16 protein-coding genes are annotated in these 14483 nt (G+C 69.0%); 9 read left to right on the plus strand and 7 right to left on the minus strand.

All coding sequences use genetic code 11. The annotated features are described in order from the left end of the window. Window positions 1-98: 98 nt before the first annotated feature. From AB0M56_RS27735 to AB0M56_RS27745, 3 genes are all read right to left on the minus strand, one after another. Window positions 99-1310 (minus strand): monodechloroaminopyrrolnitrin synthase PrnB family protein, encoded by a 1212-nt coding sequence (locus AB0M56_RS27735; protein WP_364180763.1) that lies wholly within the window; start codon window positions 1308-1310, stop codon window positions 99-101. A gap of 22 nt (window positions 1311-1332) precedes the next feature. Beyond that, complete coding sequence (locus AB0M56_RS27740) at window positions 1333-1743, minus strand: DUF742 domain-containing protein (protein ID WP_364180765.1); 411 nt, start codon at window positions 1741-1743, stop codon at window positions 1333-1335. Window positions 1744-1906: 163 nt separating this feature from the next. Continuing rightward, the gene (locus AB0M56_RS27745) at window positions 1907-3307 is read right to left on the minus strand and encodes a sugar porter family MFS transporter (protein WP_364180768.1); all 1401 of its coding nucleotides are present in this window, start codon (window positions 3305-3307) and stop codon (window positions 1907-1909) included. Between the two features lie 359 nt (window positions 3308-3666). Between AB0M56_RS27745 and AB0M56_RS27750 the strand changes: the two genes are divergently transcribed. The 3 genes from AB0M56_RS27750 (at window position 3667) to AB0M56_RS27760 (ending at window position 6154) form a co-directional block, all read left to right on the plus strand. Beyond that, window positions 3667-3966: a hypothetical protein gene (locus tag AB0M56_RS27750; protein WP_364180771.1), complete on the plus strand. Its 300-nt coding sequence runs from the start codon at window positions 3667-3669 to the stop codon at window positions 3964-3966. 14 nt (window positions 3967-3980) lie between these two features. Then, a complete protein-coding gene (locus AB0M56_RS27755; protein ID WP_364180774.1) occupies window positions 3981-5531 on the plus strand; it encodes an alpha/beta hydrolase in 1551 nt (516 codons plus the stop codon). 71 nt (window positions 5532-5602) lie between these two features. After that, window positions 5603-6154 (plus strand): hypothetical protein, encoded by a 552-nt coding sequence (locus AB0M56_RS27760; RefSeq protein ID WP_364180775.1) that lies wholly within the window; start codon window positions 5603-5605, stop codon window positions 6152-6154. Between the two features lies 1 nt (window position 6155). On the opposite strand, the gene AB0M56_RS27765 is transcribed toward AB0M56_RS27760, so the two are convergent. After that, window positions 6156-6926, minus strand: a complete 771-nt coding sequence (locus tag AB0M56_RS27765; protein WP_364180778.1) for an SDR family oxidoreductase — start codon at window positions 6924-6926, stop codon at window positions 6156-6158. Window positions 6927-7011: 85 nt separating this feature from the next. On the opposite strand from AB0M56_RS27765, the gene AB0M56_RS27770 reads away from it, so the two are divergent. The 3 genes from AB0M56_RS27770 (at window position 7012) to AB0M56_RS27780 (ending at window position 8915) form a co-directional block, all read left to right on the plus strand. Further along, window positions 7012-7605, plus strand: a complete 594-nt coding sequence (locus AB0M56_RS27770; RefSeq protein ID WP_364180781.1) for a TetR/AcrR family transcriptional regulator — start codon at window positions 7012-7014, stop codon at window positions 7603-7605. Window positions 7606-7648: 43 nt separating this feature from the next. Beyond that, window positions 7649-7963, plus strand: coding sequence for a metalloregulator ArsR/SmtB family transcription factor (locus tag AB0M56_RS27775; protein ID WP_354881496.1), 315 nt, complete (start codon window positions 7649-7651; stop codon window positions 7961-7963). Between the two features lie 67 nt (window positions 7964-8030). Continuing rightward, complete coding sequence (locus AB0M56_RS27780) at window positions 8031-8915, plus strand: TIGR03620 family F420-dependent LLM class oxidoreductase (protein ID WP_364180784.1); 885 nt, start codon at window positions 8031-8033, stop codon at window positions 8913-8915. Window positions 8916-9002: 87 nt separating this feature from the next. Here the strand turns inward: AB0M56_RS27780 and AB0M56_RS27785 are convergent, their stop codons facing one another. After that, a complete protein-coding gene (locus AB0M56_RS27785) occupies window positions 9003-9563 on the minus strand; it encodes a YceI family protein (RefSeq protein WP_364180786.1) in 561 nt (186 codons plus the stop codon). Window positions 9564-9673: 110 nt separating this feature from the next. Between AB0M56_RS27785 and AB0M56_RS27790 the strand changes: the two genes are divergently transcribed. The 3 genes from AB0M56_RS27790 to AB0M56_RS27800 all read left to right on the plus strand — a co-directional run bounded on the left by AB0M56_RS27790 (window position 9674) and on the right by AB0M56_RS27800 (window position 12197). Next, a complete protein-coding gene (locus AB0M56_RS27790; protein WP_364180789.1) occupies window positions 9674-10153 on the plus strand; it encodes a MarR family transcriptional regulator in 480 nt (159 codons plus the stop codon). Window positions 10154-10181: 28 nt separating this feature from the next. Continuing rightward, window positions 10182-11174, plus strand: a complete 993-nt coding sequence (locus AB0M56_RS27795) for a glutathione S-transferase C-terminal domain-containing protein (RefSeq protein WP_364180792.1) — start codon at window positions 10182-10184, stop codon at window positions 11172-11174. Window positions 11175-11282: 108 nt separating this feature from the next. Further along, a complete protein-coding gene (locus tag AB0M56_RS27800) occupies window positions 11283-12197 on the plus strand; it encodes a DJ-1/PfpI family protein (RefSeq protein WP_364180795.1) in 915 nt (304 codons plus the stop codon). A gap of 68 nt (window positions 12198-12265) precedes the next feature. Here AB0M56_RS27800 and AB0M56_RS27805 read toward each other — a convergent pair whose 3' ends face one another. After that, entirely contained in the window at window positions 12266-13012 is a 747-nt protein-coding gene (locus tag AB0M56_RS27805) for an SDR family oxidoreductase (RefSeq protein WP_364180798.1), read from the minus strand. A 108-nt stretch (window positions 13013-13120) separates the two neighbouring features. After that, entirely contained in the window at window positions 13121-14005 is an 885-nt protein-coding gene (locus AB0M56_RS27810; RefSeq protein ID WP_364180801.1) for a LysR family transcriptional regulator, read from the minus strand. Between the last annotated feature and the right edge of the window lie 478 nt (window positions 14006-14483).

Below are 14483 nucleotides of genomic sequence, written 5' to 3' on the forward strand. Positions count from 1 at the left end.
AGCGTTGCGGCGCCGGCCCACATTCTCGGTCTCAAGGCTTCACTTCCCTTTCGTCGATCGGAATCAACGGTGGGAAAGTCGCCGCCGGACCCGCGGAGTTACTCGGCCGATGCGGTGAGTGACGCAGGGTGGCCGTCACCGGTTGCGGACGAAACCAGTTCCCGGAGCCGGTCGAGGTCTTTTCGAGCCGACGGTTTTCCGGGCCGGTCGCGGGCCGAACGCAGATCCGCCAAGTACGAAAGACCGGAAACCACGACCTCCAACGGCGGACCGCTCGCGGTGAGCTCCGAAATCCGTTCCGGTGGCGCCGTTTTCGCGGGTTCGACGAGGAACGGCAAAACGAGCTTGTGGTGGTGGTAGGTGTACGCGGCACCATGGGCGCGGCACACGGCGAGAAACAGTTCCGCGTTGCGGCTCAGCTGCGGGTTGGGCGAGCTCTCGGCTTCCCTCAGGAATCGCGTGAGCAGTGATTCCTCGTCGCCGATCACCCGCAGTCGCGCCTGGTCGTCGGGGGTCAGGTACGGATACTTCTCCACCACCACGTTCTGGTAGAAGGGATCCCGCGTGGTCGCCAGTCCCAGCAGGACGTCGAGCTCGTTGATCGCGGAGAAGTCGCCGGCGTTCGCGCCACGGTATTCGGCATTGCCCACACGATAGGTTTTGAAATACGGCCGCACGTTGAAGAAGAACCGCTCCACGTCCAACGTCTTCGACAGCGTCCGGTTGAACTGCAGCACGTCTTCCAGTGCCGTCCGCGCCGTCTCGAGCAAATACGCCGAAAGCGGGCTCGACACCCCGATCGGAACAACCCGCCGAACGGCCTCGGCCGCGCGTTGGTAAGCGAAGACCGCCAGCCCGTTGCCGGTCATAAAAACAGCCTCGTCTTCGAGCGAGGTGAAGGTCTGGAACTGTCCGCCACTGGCCGGGTTGTACATCGCCTGGTGCGCGAAAACGAACCGCGGCGCCACGCCCAGCGAGGACCCGAGCAACGATGCCAGCGACCAGGCGGACGACAGATCCTCGGCACCCGGCGCAACCGATTCGTGCCTCCGGCAGGCAGCGAGGTGGTAGCCCACCATTCCGAGAAGTTGGTACTTCTCCCGCTCTACCACGGGTAGCGCGCCCTCGTCGAGGATGCGGCCGATCAGGTGGTGGCCCTCGGCGACGATGGCGCGCTTGAGCTCGTCCAGCTCGGGACGGCCGTCGAGGACCTCGCGCCGCTCGGCGAAGTACGCCTCTTCCAGCGCGGTGTTGTACTCGACGAACTCGTTCCTGATCCACCGGTCGAACCGGGCCACGGAAGACGTCACCGCGCCGAGGATATCCGCGGTGCTACAGCCGGTCGAGCCCGCCGAGCATGCGGGCGAGCGCCTGCGTGCGGGCCTGGGCGTCGTACGCGCCGACCGGCGGGTGGGCGTAGAGCAGCTCCTCGTTGAGCAGTTCCTCCACGAGTTCGCGCGCAGTGCCGATCGAGAGGTTGAGGTACGCCGACAGCTCGGCGACCGACACCGTGGACACGCACAGCTCGCACGCGCTGCCGTAGGGCTCCCGCAGCAGGCGGCTCAGCCGGCGGCCCAGCTCGGTGGTCGAGACCAGTGTCTCAAGCGCGAGGTCGTGGCTGACGTGCACGGGCGTGCGGGTGCGCGCGTACGGCCGCACGAGCGGCAGGTCGTCGGGTTCGCCGGCGCCTTCGGCGGGATCGGACACGCGGTGCCGGCCCGGTGTCCCGTCCGGCTCGGTCATGCCGCCACCTCCTCGCGCTCTGGTGGCAGTACAGCACCGTGATCACCGCTGTGCCAACTCCGCGCGACAAATTCTGTCCGAAGTGGACCTGACGTGGACCTGAAAACGACGGCAGCCGGGGTGCGGCGTGAATGCCGCACCCCGGCTGTCCGGGCGTAGGTGATCAGGCCGCTTCGGCCTTGGCGCGCGCCTTGTGGCGCCCGCGCAGGTCGAGCTCGATCTGCTCGAGCGTGCGGCCCTTGGTCTCGGGGACCAGCCACTTGGTGAGACCGAACAGCACGACGTTGATGCCCGCGAACAGGAACATCGAACCGCCGAGCCCGAGCGCTCCCGGATCGGAGATGATCGGGAAGATCGCGCTGATGATGCCGGTGGCGGCCCACAGCACCACACTGCTGATGCCCATGCCCGCCGCACGGACCTTGAGCGGGAAGACCTCGGCCATCATGACCCACACGACCGCGCCCCAGCCGAGCTCGTAGCCCACCAGGTAGAGCACCATCGCGACGAGCATCAGGATGCCCTTGGTGGTCACGTCGTCCACCTCGATCACGATGAACCCGGCCGCGACGAGCGTGATGACCATGAGCACGTTGCCGATCAGCAGCAGCGGCTTGCGGCCCCAGCGGTCGACGACGAACACCACCCACGCGGTGAACAGGAACTTCGTGACACCCAGCAGCACACCGGACAGCAGCGCCGCCTGCGTGGCGAAGCCGAGGCCGATCAGCATCGTCGGGAAGTACGCGTTGACCGCGTTGACACCGCTGAACTGCTGGCCGACGGCGAGCAGCAGAGCCACGATCAGCATCGGGCGCACCATCGGCGCCCACAGGTCGCGGAAGCGCGTCTTGGCCGACTCCGTGTCGAGGCGGATGACCTCGCGGATGGTGCTGATCTCCTCGTCGACGTTCACCGAGTTGCCGTGCGAGCTCTTGAGCACCGAGCGCGCCTGCTCCTCCTGGCCGTTGGCGAGCAGCCACCGCGGCGTCTCGGGCAGGAAGATCAGGCCCACGAGCAGGATCACGGCCGGCACGACGGCACCGGCGAACATCAGCCGCCAGTTGCCGGACGGGCCGAGGCCGTAGCTCACGAGGAACGCGATCAGGATGCCGAGCACGATGAAGATCTGGTTCAGCGCGCCCATGGCGCCGCGCTGGCGGGCCGGGGCCAGCTCGGACAGGTAGGTCGGCACCGTGGACGAGGAAAATCCGATGCCGACGCCGATCACGAGCCGCGAGATGATCAGCAGCGCGAAGCTCGGCGAGACGCTCGCCGCGATCGTGCCGATGATGACGATGACCGCGGCCACCATGATCGTGCGACGCCGGCCCAGTTTCTCGTTCATCCGCGAGGAGAAGAGGGCACCGACGATCGCGCCGACCGACAGGCTGGCGGTGATCACGCCCTTGTCCCACCCGGTCAGGTTCCAGGTCTTGCCGATGAACGGCAGCACACCCGAAATGACACCGAGGTCGTAACCGAACAGGATGCCGCCGAGGGCACCGAAGAAGTACAACGTGGTCCTGTTGATGGGCCGCCGCGCCGCGGCAGTTTGTGTCATAACCGAGCCGTCTCTTTCCGGTGCTGGCCGGCCGGTCCGGCTCGCCGGTGGGGACCAGCGCCGTTCGGCCGAGCATGGTGGGTCTCGAATAGCCGGTTTTTTCCTGGCTGGGCGCCGGACGCGTTCCGACGAACTTCGCCGTACACAGTCACACGCGGCCCATCCGTGGGCAATACACCGGCTGATAACTATTCAGTCACGTGACTGGCGTTCACATATGTGGACGCGATAAGGGCAAGAGTGCCCAGGTCAGACGCGGTGGTACAGACAATCCGGATTTCCGGTGTCGTCTCGGAACCGCGCGCATACGTCGATCGTCGTACGGTGTCGTCTGGTCACCTGGGGAAGACGAGGTACGCATGGGTGCGGGGTTCGAAGTCGTTCCGGCGACGGTGAGCGAAGCGGCGGGCCACGCCCACCGCGCGGCCGCGACCGTGCGTCCGGTGGACCTGGCCGGCCCGCTCAGTGGGATTCCGGCCGGAATGCCTGGTGGCACGAGCGTGACCGCGGCGGCGCAGCTGAGCGATGTCTGGCACGAGGCCGTGCCGCAGTGGGCGACCGACACGGACGCATACGGCGAACAGCTCGACGACGCCGCGCGCGGTTACCGCGGCGCCGAGCAGCAGGCCGCGGACGACGTGAACGGGGCGGGCCGGTGATCACCTGGGGCGTTGTGCGGAGCTGGAACGCCGGGGCGATCGGCACGGTGGCCGATCTGCTGAACCAACGCTGCGAGCAGCTCCTGGCCGCCGACGGCGACGTCGAAGGCATGACGCGCCTCGACGGCTGGACCGGCGACGCCGCGACGGCCGCGCGGGCTCGCGGCACCGCGTTGACCACGCGGCTCGAACAGCTCGTCGCCGAGGCCTCGGCCGTGCGGCGCGGCGCGCACGAGACGCAGCTGGCGGTCGAACGCATCACCGCCGACGTCCGCGACACCGACGATTTGGCTTCGCACAACGGGTTCGCCATCGACGACAGCGGCTGGGTCACCACCGTGCCTGGCCCGGGAGCGGCGCCCGACGAGCGCGTCCGCGTCGAGCTGTCCGACCGGATCGAGCAGATCCTGCGCCAGGCCACCGACGTCGACGCCGATTTCGCGGCCATCCTCACGCGCGCAGCGCGCGGCGAGATCACCGACCAGGGCGCCACAACGCTTGCGCAAGCGGCCGACGCCGGCGCCGCGCAGAGCGGCCTGTCCACTATCGGCCCGCCGCAGGGCGGCACGCCCGGCGACAACCGCGCGTGGTGGGACAGCCTCTCGACCACCTCGCAGGGCACGATCCTGCGCGACAACCCGGACCTCGTGCGCAACCTCGACGGTATCCCCGTCAAAGACCGTGACGCCGCCAACCGCCTTGTCCTGCAACGGGAAATGACCCGGCTGCGCAACGATCCGAGCGACGGCGCGAAGGCGAAGCTGCGTGGGCTCACCGACATCGACAACCGGCTCAACGGCACCGGCCCCGGCAAGCCGCAGGCGTACCTGGTCCAGCTCGACACCAGCGGCGACGGCAAAGCCGTGGTCGCCGCGGGAAACCCCGACACCGCAACGGATGTCGCCACGTACGTGCCCGGCACCGGCAGCGAGCTCTCGAAGATCGGCGGCGACCTCGGACGTTCGGACAAGATGTGGCAGTCGGCGACGATGGCGGGCTCGCCCTCGCCGTCCGTGATCACGTGGGTCGGCTACGACGCGCCGGACGAACTGTGGGACGCGGCCGGCGAAAGCGATGCGGACCACGGAAAAGCCGACCTCTCGAAGTTCGAGGAAGGCCTGCGCGCCTCGCACGACGGAGCGCCTTCGCACAACACCGTGCTCGGGCACAGCTACGGCACCACGGTCGTCGGCCACGCCGCGCGCGACGGTGGCCTCGACGCGGATGAGCTCGTGTTCGTCGCGAGCCCGGGCGTCGGCGTCGACCACGCGAACCAGCTGCACCTCGACGGCGTGCCGCAGGACCAGGTGGCGCAGCACGTGCACTCCACCGTCGCCGAGCACGACATGATCAAGATCACCAACGTCGGTGTCGCCGGCCACGACCCGCTGGGGCCGAACCCGGCGGGCTCGGGCTTCGGCGGCCAGGTCTTCGACTCCGCGCCCGGTACCAAGGGCCCGTGGTACGAGGGCGGGCTTTCCGGTGCGGCGCACAGCCAGTACTGGGAGGACAACAACCCCTCGCTGCGCAGCTTCGGCCGCATCATCGCGGGGAAACCGGGGTGAGGGCCTGCCGCGCGATCGCCGCGCTGACCGTCCTGCTGACCTGTGTCGCCTGCTCCCCCGGAGGTGGGGCCATGGAAACCACGATGACCGAGAAACAAGCCCACGACCGCGTCGAGGACTATGTGCGCGCCGCGTTCGAGGCGTTGCCGGGCACGGCGTCGCGCACCTTGTTCTCGCAGAACCGGTCCGAGTGCACGGACCCGACCGACGACGGCCCGCGGGGGCGCTTCGAGATCTCGGTGACGTACGAGATCACCGGCGTGCAGGTGGCGGCGTTCGGCGAGCACTTCGACGCCGTCGTCACCTGGTGGCGGGCGCACGGCTTCACCGTCGTCACCGATCGGCGGCCGACCGACCAATACGTGTTCGTGCGCAACGCTTCCGACAGCTTCGACATGTCGATCCAGGCCAACGAGCTCGGCAAGCTGTACCTCGGGGCGACCTCGCCGTGCGTGTGGCCGAACGGAGTACCGGAAGCCGCGGGGGAGCCCGCGGAAACCGCTGTGGCCTCGGCGCCCGAGCCCGAGCCGGCTCCGAAACCGCAGCCGCGTCCTCGTCGTGCGGCGGTGGACGACGAGGACTTCGGCGAGACGAACTGGTCGGACGGCGGCACGGCCTTCTGACTCAGGCCGACCGCACGGCCGAATAGCCGCCGTCGACGCTGAGCGTGGTGCCGTGGATGTTCAGCGCGTCGTCGCCCGCCAGGAACAGCACGGCGTTCGCGATCTCCTCCGGCGTGCTCGCGCGCCGCGACGGGATGGTCGCGAGCATCGGTTGCACGCGCTCCAAGGCCTCGTCGGACCCGGCGATGCGCTCGGTGAACGTGGGCCCGGGCGCGACGGTGTTGACGCGCACGCCCGACGGCCCGTACTCGGCGGCCCACGACTTGGTCAGCGAGTGCACGGCGGCCTTGGTGGTGCTGTAGAGGGCGGAGCCGGCCATGCCGTCGAGACCGTTGATGGAGCCGAGGTTCACGATCGCGCCGCTGCCGCGCGCGGCCATGCCCGGCGCGAGCAGGCCGGTGAGCAGCATCGGCGCCTTGATGTTCACGGCGAGCGCGGCGTCGATGAGTTCTTCGGCCAGATCCGTGGTCGGCGACGGGAAGATCAGCAAGGCGGCGTTGTTGACGAGGATGTCGAGCGCGCCGCCGGCTGCCCGTTCGGCGGCTTCGGCGAGCTCGCGCACGGCCGCGCCGGTGGTGAGGTCGGCGCGCAGGAACGTGGCGCGGCCGCCTTCTTCGGCGATGCCGGCGGTCACCTTCTCGCCGCGTTCGGCGTCACGGCCGCTCACCAGCACGTGGGCGCCCTCGGCGGCGAACGCGCGCGCGATGGCGACGCCGATCCCGCCCGTCGACCCGGTGACGAGCGCGGTGCGGCCTTCGAAACGTGAGGTCACGGTGGATCTTCCTTTCGTGGAATGGACTGGCGGGTTCAACCGTGCCCGCGCTAAAATGGACTGGCAAGTCCAGAAAGGTGCGCTCGTGACCCAGACACTCACCGCCAAGGGTGCCGCGACCCGGCAGCGCATCGTCGAGGGTGCCGCCGCGGAGATCCGCGAGCGCGGCGTGTTCGACACCACGCTCGACGACGTCCGTGCACGCACCGGCACCAGCAAAAGCCAGCTGTTCCACTACTTTCCCGAGGGCAAGGAGCGGCTGCTGCTGGCCGTCGCGGAGTTCGAGGCCGAGCGCGTGCTCGGTTCGCAGCAGCCCTACCTCGGCGCACTGCACACGTGGGACGCGTGGCAGTCGTGGCGCGACACCGTGGTGGCGCACTACACCGAGCAGGGGCAGCTCTGCCCGCTCAACGTCGTGATGTCGCAGCTCGGCCGCAACACCCCGGGCGCGCAGGCGGTGTCGACGCAGCTGATGGAGCGCTGGCTCGCCGAGCTCGCGGCCGGGATCCGCCACCTGCAGGCGGCCGGCGAGGTGGGGCCGTCGGTCGACCCTTCGCGTGCGGCTTCGGCGCTGCTGGCCGGGCTGCAGGGTGGGGTGATGATGCTGCTGTCCACGGGATCGTCGGCACACCTGGAAGCCGCGCTGGACGTGGCGATCGAGAACCTGCGGCGGAGCTAGTTCGGATCGGGATACCGCGAAACGTGCGCGGTATCCTTGCCGTGTGGAAACAGTCGCGGACCCCGAGGTCGTCCGGGCGTTGCGCGCGCTGGCCAACCCCGTGCGGCTGCAGCTGCTCGCGTGGCTGCGCGAGCCCGCGCAGCACTTCCCGCTCGACGGCGGGGTGCTCGATGTCGGCGTCTGCGTGAGCCACATCCAGGCGAAGGCGGGCTTGGCGCAGTCGACGGTGTCGGCGTACCTCGCGGAGCTGGAGCGTGCGGGCCTGGTGCGGTCCACACGGGTGGGGAAGTGGACGCACTACCGGCGCGACGAAGAGCGGATCGCCTCGCTGGTTTCGGTGCTGGGGCAGACGTTGTAGGTCTCTGTTTCTGGCTGGGCGCCTTCTTGGTTGCACTTCATATCGTAATTCTGCGATACTTCGATGTGTGACTCGAGGAGATGCTGTAGACGGGCTGGGGAAGTTCGGGATCTGGACGTTCGACTTCGAACACCAGCCCGCTGGTTTCATCCGGGACTCGGTGCAGGAGCTGGAAGACCAGGGCTGGCGCGCGATCTGGGTACCGGAGCTGCTGGGCCGCGAAGCCCTGACGCACGCGGGTTTCCTGCTCGCTGCGACCCAGCGGATGCACGTCGTCAACGGCATCGCGCAGATCTGGTCTCGCGAGGCCCGCTGGACGCAAGGCGCTGCCCACCTGCTCGCCGACGCCTACCCCGGCCGCCACGTCCTCGGCCTCGGTTACGGCGGCGCTCGTTCCGAGGTCAAACCGCTGGCCGCCATGGCCGCGTACCTGGACGAGATGGACGCGGTGCAGAGCCCGAACCCCGCTCCCGCGTCGCCGATTCGCCGTATCCTGGCCGCCTACGGACCCAAGATGCTGCAACTGGCCCGCGACCGCGCTTCCGGCGCCCACGCCTACCACGTCACCGTCGACCACACCGCCCAGGCACGCGAGATCCTCGGCCCGGACGCCTTCCTGGGTGTCGAGCACGCCGTCCTCTTCGAACCCGACCCGGTTCTCGCCCGCGCCACCGCGCGGGACCACCTCGCGCGCTACCTGACGTCGACGTACAACGTCGCCAAGTTCCGCCGCCTCGGCTACACCGAAGCCGAAATCTCGAACGGCGGCTCCGACCGCCTCATCGACGCGCTCGTCTTCTGGGGCGACGCCGACACCGTCGTGGAGAAGCTCCGAGGCCACCTCATGGCGGGCGCGGACCACGTCGGGATCCAGGTCATCGGCACCCCGCCGGGCAAGTCGGCGATGCCGCACTGGCGCCGTCTCGGCGAAGCCCTGCTGTCGGACGACTGACCCCACAAACGCCGACAGGCCGGCTCATCGACCGAAGTCGGTGAGCCGGCCTTGCGCGACCCGGTTACCCGGGGCCTGAGGTGAGGTTCAGGCGCTCTTGATCGCCGAGACCTCGAACTCGAGGGTGACCTTGTCGGACACCAGCACGCCGCCGGTCTCGAGCGCGGCGTTCCAGGTGATGCCGTAGTCCTTGCGGGAGATCGTGGTGGAGCCCTCGAAGCCCACGCGGTCGTTGCCGAACGGGTCCTTCGCCGAACCCTCGAACTCGAAGGGGATGGTGATGGACTTGGCAACGCCCTTGATGGTGAGGTCGCCGGTCACGTCGAAGCTGGTGTCGCCGGTCTGGGTGATCCCGGTGGACACGAAGGTGATCTGCGGGTACTCGTCCATCGAGAGGAAGTCGTTGCTGCGGATGTGACCGTCGCGGTCGGCGTTGCGGGTGTCGATGCTGTGCGCCTGGATGGTGACCTTGGCGCTCGAGTTCGCCGGGTTCTCACCGTCGACGGTGAAGCTGCCGTCGAACTCGTTGAACGCGCCGCGGACCTTCGTCACCATCGCGTGGCGGGCGACGAAGCCGATGCGGCTGTGGGCGGCGTCGATCGTGTACTCGCCGGTCAGCTGGGGGTAAGTGGTGGTCGCGCTGGTCATGAGATCTCTTCCTTCGGGGTTCGCTCCCCCAACCGCTTGGTTGAGGGCTCAACAAGACTCTAGCCCACATAACCTGATTGCGCGAGCAAGTATTCCGGTAGACTGCCCATATGGTGGACAGAGTGCCGTTGAGCAGGGAAGAAGAGGCCGTGTGGCGGCCGTTGACGCGGATCATCACCGTGTTGCCGCGCGTGCTGGAAGACCATTTCGTGAACGAGACCGGCATCTCGATGACCGACTACACCGTGCTCGTGTCCCTGTCCGAGGCCGAGGAGGGGTGGCTGCGGCTGTCCGACCTGGCCAAGGCCACGGCGCTCTCGCTCAGCCGCATCAGCCGCGTCGTCGACAGCCTGGTCAAGCGCGGTCTGGTGGAGAAGGTCAAGTGCGAGAGTGACGGCCGCGCGGCCAACGCGTCGCTCACCGAATCGGGTCGGTCGAAACTCGCGGGGGCCTACCCAGGGCACCTCGCGCGCGTACGGTCGCACCTGTTCGACCACCTGACCCCCGACGAGATCCGCGGCGCGGGCCCGATCCTCGCGCGGGTGGCCGCGGCGCTGGAGCCGGACGGCGCCCAGCCGTGCCCCGAGTGACCTGCAACCCTTCGACGAAAGTGGTGTCATGACCGCCGACAAGGGCGAGTTCAAGCGCGACCAGAACTACATTCCTGACCGCATCACCGCCGACGGCCGCGACGGCTGGCCCGTGGAGCCCGGCCGCTACCGCCTCGTGATCGCCCGCGCGTGCCCGTGGGCCAACCGCGCGTCGATCGTGCGCCGGCTGCTGGGCCTCGATGACGTGCTGTCCATGGGCATCTGCGGGCCGACGCACGACCAGCGCAGCTGGACGTTCGACCTCGACCCGGGCGGGCGCGACCCCGTGCTGGGCATCGAGCGCCTGCAGGAGGCCTTCTTCAAGCGCGACCCGCAGTACCCGCGCGGCATCACCGTGCCGGCGATCGTCGACGTGCCGACCGGCCAGGTCGTGACCAACGACTTCAAGCAGATGACGCTCGACTTCTCCCTGGAGTGGCGCGCGTACCACCGCGAAGGCGCGCCCGACCTGTACCCGGAACCCCTTCGTGACGAGATCGACGACGTCGCCGACAAGGTGTTCCGCGACGTGAACAACGGCGTCTACCAGGCCGGTTTCGCCGGTTCGCAGGAGGCGTACGAGAAGGCGTACAACGCGCTCTTCGCCCGCCTCGACTGGCTCTCCGAGCGCCTCGCGAACCAGCGTTACCTAGTCGGCGACACCATCACCGAGGCCGACGTGCGGCTGTTCACCACGCTCGTCCGCTTCGACGCGGTGTACCACGGCCACTTCAAGTGCAACCGCGAGAAGCTCACCGAGATGCCAGTGCTGTGGGCCTACACACGTGACCTGTTCCAGACCCCCGGTTTCGGCGACACGATCGACTTCGACCAGGTCAAGGAGCACTACTACGTGGTGCACCGCTCCATCAACCCGACGGGTGTCATCCCCGCCGGACCCGACCTGTCGGGCTGGCTGACTCCGCACGGCCGCGAGGAGCTGGGCGGCCGTCCGTTCGGCGACGGCACCCCGCCGGGGCCGCCGATCGAAGGCGAGCAGGTGCCCTCGCTGGCGGCGTGACGGGTTTCGCCACTGCTGGGCCCACGAGGGCAGCACCCTTACCCGAGGTCTCCCGGACCTGCGCCGATGCCGCCGGTCCGGGAGACGCTCGCGGGTAGCGTCGCGCTCATGACGAGGGTGGTGTTCCTGCTCGCACCTCAGGCGTACCTGCTGGACATCGCGGGCGCGGCCGACGTTTTCCTCGCCGCGCGCTCGCTGGGCCTGCCCTACGAGCTGGCCTACTTCGCCGAGGAACCCGACGTGCCCACCGCCGAGGGCCTGCCTGTGCGCGCTTCGACTCGCGTCCCCGTCCTCGGCCGCGACGACATCCTCGTGGTCCCCGGCGGTGCCGGTTTCACCCCGGGCGTCGCCCCGGCCATGCCGCGCGGGCTCGACCTGCTGCGCGTCCACCACTCCGCGGGCGGCCTCGTCGCGAGCGTCTGCGCGGGCACCGTCGCCCTCGCCGAGGCGGGCCTGCTCGACGGCCGCCGCTGCACCACCCACCATGACCTTCAGGACGGCCTCGCCCTGCGCTACCCGGCCACCACCGTGGTCCGCGATGTGCTCTACGTCGTCGACGGCCGCGTCGCCTCCTCCGCCGGCATGGCCAGCGGCATCGACCTGGCGCTGCACCTCGTCGCCACCGCCCACGGCCCCGGCGTCGCGGGCCGCATCGCGCGGTCGCTCGTCTTCTACGCGCGCCGCAACGGCCAGCAGCCCGTCACCGGCCTGCTCCGCCACCGCAACCACCTGTCCGATCTGGTGCACCGCGTGCAAGACCTGATCGAGACGCGCTACGCGGAACCCCTGAGGCTTTCGTCCCTGGCGCGGGAACTGGGCTGCAGCGAACGGACGGTCACGCGGCATTTCGTCGACGCGGTGGGGATGACTCCGTTGCGCTATCAGCAAACGCTGCGGTTGGAACACGCCGAGCACCTGCTGGCCGACGGGTCGACTCTCGAGGCCGCGGCTCGCAGTGCCGGCTTTGCGGACTCGCGGTCGCTGCGCTCGTTGCGGAAGTCGAAGGAACTGCAGCACCAATAGGCTTGTCCACAACGGATCGATGGGGTGCCGGCGCCCGACAAGCGCCGGCTCACCCATCCGAGAATTCCTTACACCGCAACCCGTCCGCCATCCACCGGCAGCACCGCGCCGTGGATGAAGCTCGCGCCGCCGGTCACCAGGAACACGATCGCCGCCGCGATCTCCTCCGGGCCGGCGGGGCGGCCGGCGGGGGCGAGCGACGCCAGCTGGTCCAGGCTTTCGCCCATCACGGCCGTGCCTTCGGTGCGTGTCGGGCCGGGGCTGACGGCGTTCACGCGCACGCCGCGCGGGCCGAATTCCGCGGACCACGACTTCGTCAGCAGCTCCAGCGCCGCCTTGCTGGAGCCGTAGAGACCCATACCCGCGGCGCCGAACTCGGCGACCATGGTGGACACGTTCACGATCGACCCCGCACCGCGCGTCGCCATCGCCGGCGCGAGAGCCGCGACGAGGAAGTACGGCGCCTTCACGTTCAGCGCGTACACCGCGTCGAAGTCCTGCTCCGACGTGTCCTCGGTGGGGCCGAAGGGAAACACGCCGGCGCTGTTCACCAGCACGTCCACTCGTCCCGTCACCGCGAGGGCGCGCGAAGCGAGGTCCTGCGCCGAGGCCGCGTCGGCGAGGTCGGAAGCCAGGAACGCGGCCTGACCGCCCTCGGCGACGATCTCCTTCACCACCTGCTCACCACGGCCGGCGTCGCGACCGCTCACCAGCACGTGGGCGCCGAGCTTCGCCAGCGCCACCGCCGTCGCGCGCCCGATGCCGCTCGTCGCGCCCGTGACCAGAGCGGTGGTTCCCGACAGTTCTGCCGTCATTTCAGTCACTTCTCCCGAGTCCGGCCGCGCCGTGGTGCGCAGCCACCTCGTTCAAGCGAAACGGCCCGACCAGCCTTCCGACCTGGCGATACCGCTCGCTTATGACCCCTATAAGACGTCCAGTGCCGCCACCAGATGCCCGAGGTCACGCCGGTGCGACGACGCCGCCCACACCGCCCACGTCCGCCGCACGAGTGGCGACCCGAGCAGCGGACACCACGCCAGGTGCTCGGGGATGGGCTGCGTCCAGTTCGGCGGCGCGAGCGTGAACGTGCCACCCGCGCTCACGGCGGCGAACTTGAGCTCGGAGATCAGCGAGTGCCCGGCCGTCGGATCGGGGCCGATTTCGAGACCGTGCGAACGGAAGATCGCGGTCACCTCGTCGTACCAGGCCGGGCTGCCCTCCCTCGGGAACCCGATCCACTCCAGCCCGGCCAGCGCGTCGAGCCGGATTCCGTCGGGCCCCGCGAGCTTGCCGGCCTGCTCCTTCGACAGCAGCACCCCGAGCTTCTCCTCCAGCACCGGCATCGCGTCGAGCTCCGGCCCCACCGGCCGCTCGCGCACCAGGCCCAACTCGAGCTCGCCCTTCTGCAACAGCCCGAACTGCCCGGTCGTCGACGCGTGCGCCACCTGCACCCTCGTGTCCGGAAACGCGGCGGCCAGATCGGCCAACGCCCGCGACATCAAATCCGGCGGCAACTCCAACGGCATCCCGACGCGCAACAGACTCCCCGACGCATGCCGCGTCACCGCCGCCACCGCCTGGTCATGCCGCGCCAGCACCGCACGCGCCTCACCAGCCAACGTCATCCCGGCCTCGGTGGGCTGCACACCCGCGCTGCTGCGCACCAGCAACTGCACCCCCAGCTGCCGCTCCAGCGCCTGCACCGTCTGCGACACCGACGGCTGGCTCACGTGCAACCGCCGCGCCGCCGCCGACAGCCCACCCTCCTCGACCACGGCGACGAAGGCGCGCATTTCTCGGATCTCCATGGTGTTCATCGCACCATGGCTGTCTATGAGGGGGTGGAGGTGAGGTGGCGGGTGGCAGTGTCTCGGCGCCTGGGCGTGGTGGGGGACGGATCGTGCGGCCCCTTGGTGACCCACCTATCCAACGGTCACATTCCGACCGTCACGCGGCTCAGCCATTTCTGGAACGCACCGGATCAGCGAGCCAACCATCCTCCCAATGGCCACCCATCGGCAGACACGACTCCCAGCTCAACCACCCGACAAAGAAAGATAAAAAGACTAAAAGATGACCTGCAGATGGCTCCCCGAAGTTCAATTGTCACTACGGCTTGGGGTAGCTTGTCAAGGCGGGAAAGAGTACCTTGACAAGCTACCCCAAGCCGTGTTGTTTCACCTTCGTCGGGGGCCGGCCGGGGAAAGGTCGGGGGATTGGTTGAGGAGAAATTGGGTTGGGTAGACCCGCCGTGTGCCCGGTAGATGGATTTGGCTGGCGGAACGT

Source organism: Amycolatopsis sp. NPDC051372, from assembly GCF_040682095.1.
Lineage (GTDB): Bacteria > Actinomycetota > Actinomycetes > Mycobacteriales > Pseudonocardiaceae > Amycolatopsis.

Excerpts from the sequence above, each read along its gene's own strand:
- AB0M56_RS27740 (WP_364180765.1), bottom strand. The coding sequence starts at position 1,743 with ATGACCGAGCCGGACGGGACACCGGGCCGGCACCGCGTGTCCGATCCC.
- AB0M56_RS27745 (WP_364180768.1), bottom strand. The coding sequence starts at position 3,307 with ATGACACAAACTGCCGCGGCGCGGCGGCCCATCAACAGGACCACGTTG.
- AB0M56_RS27750 (WP_364180771.1), top strand. The coding sequence starts at position 3,667 with ATGGGTGCGGGGTTCGAAGTCGTTCCGGCGACGGTGAGCGAAGCGGCG.
- AB0M56_RS27760 (WP_364180775.1), top strand. The coding sequence starts at position 5,603 with ATGGAAACCACGATGACCGAGAAACAAGCCCACGACCGCGTCGAGGAC.
- AB0M56_RS27785 (WP_364180786.1), bottom strand. The coding sequence starts at position 9,563 with ATGACCAGCGCGACCACCACTTACCCCCAGCTGACCGGCGAGTACACG.
- AB0M56_RS27790 (WP_364180789.1), top strand. The coding sequence starts at position 9,674 with ATGGTGGACAGAGTGCCGTTGAGCAGGGAAGAAGAGGCCGTGTGGCGG.
- AB0M56_RS27795 (WP_364180792.1), top strand. The coding sequence starts at position 10,182 with ATGACCGCCGACAAGGGCGAGTTCAAGCGCGACCAGAACTACATTCCT.
- AB0M56_RS27800 (WP_364180795.1), top strand. The coding sequence starts at position 11,283 with ATGACGAGGGTGGTGTTCCTGCTCGCACCTCAGGCGTACCTGCTGGAC.
- AB0M56_RS27805 (WP_364180798.1), bottom strand. The coding sequence starts at position 13,012 with ATGACGGCAGAACTGTCGGGAACCACCGCTCTGGTCACGGGCGCGACG.
- AB0M56_RS27810 (WP_364180801.1), bottom strand. The coding sequence starts at position 14,005 with ATGGAGATCCGAGAAATGCGCGCCTTCGTCGCCGTGGTCGAGGAGGGT.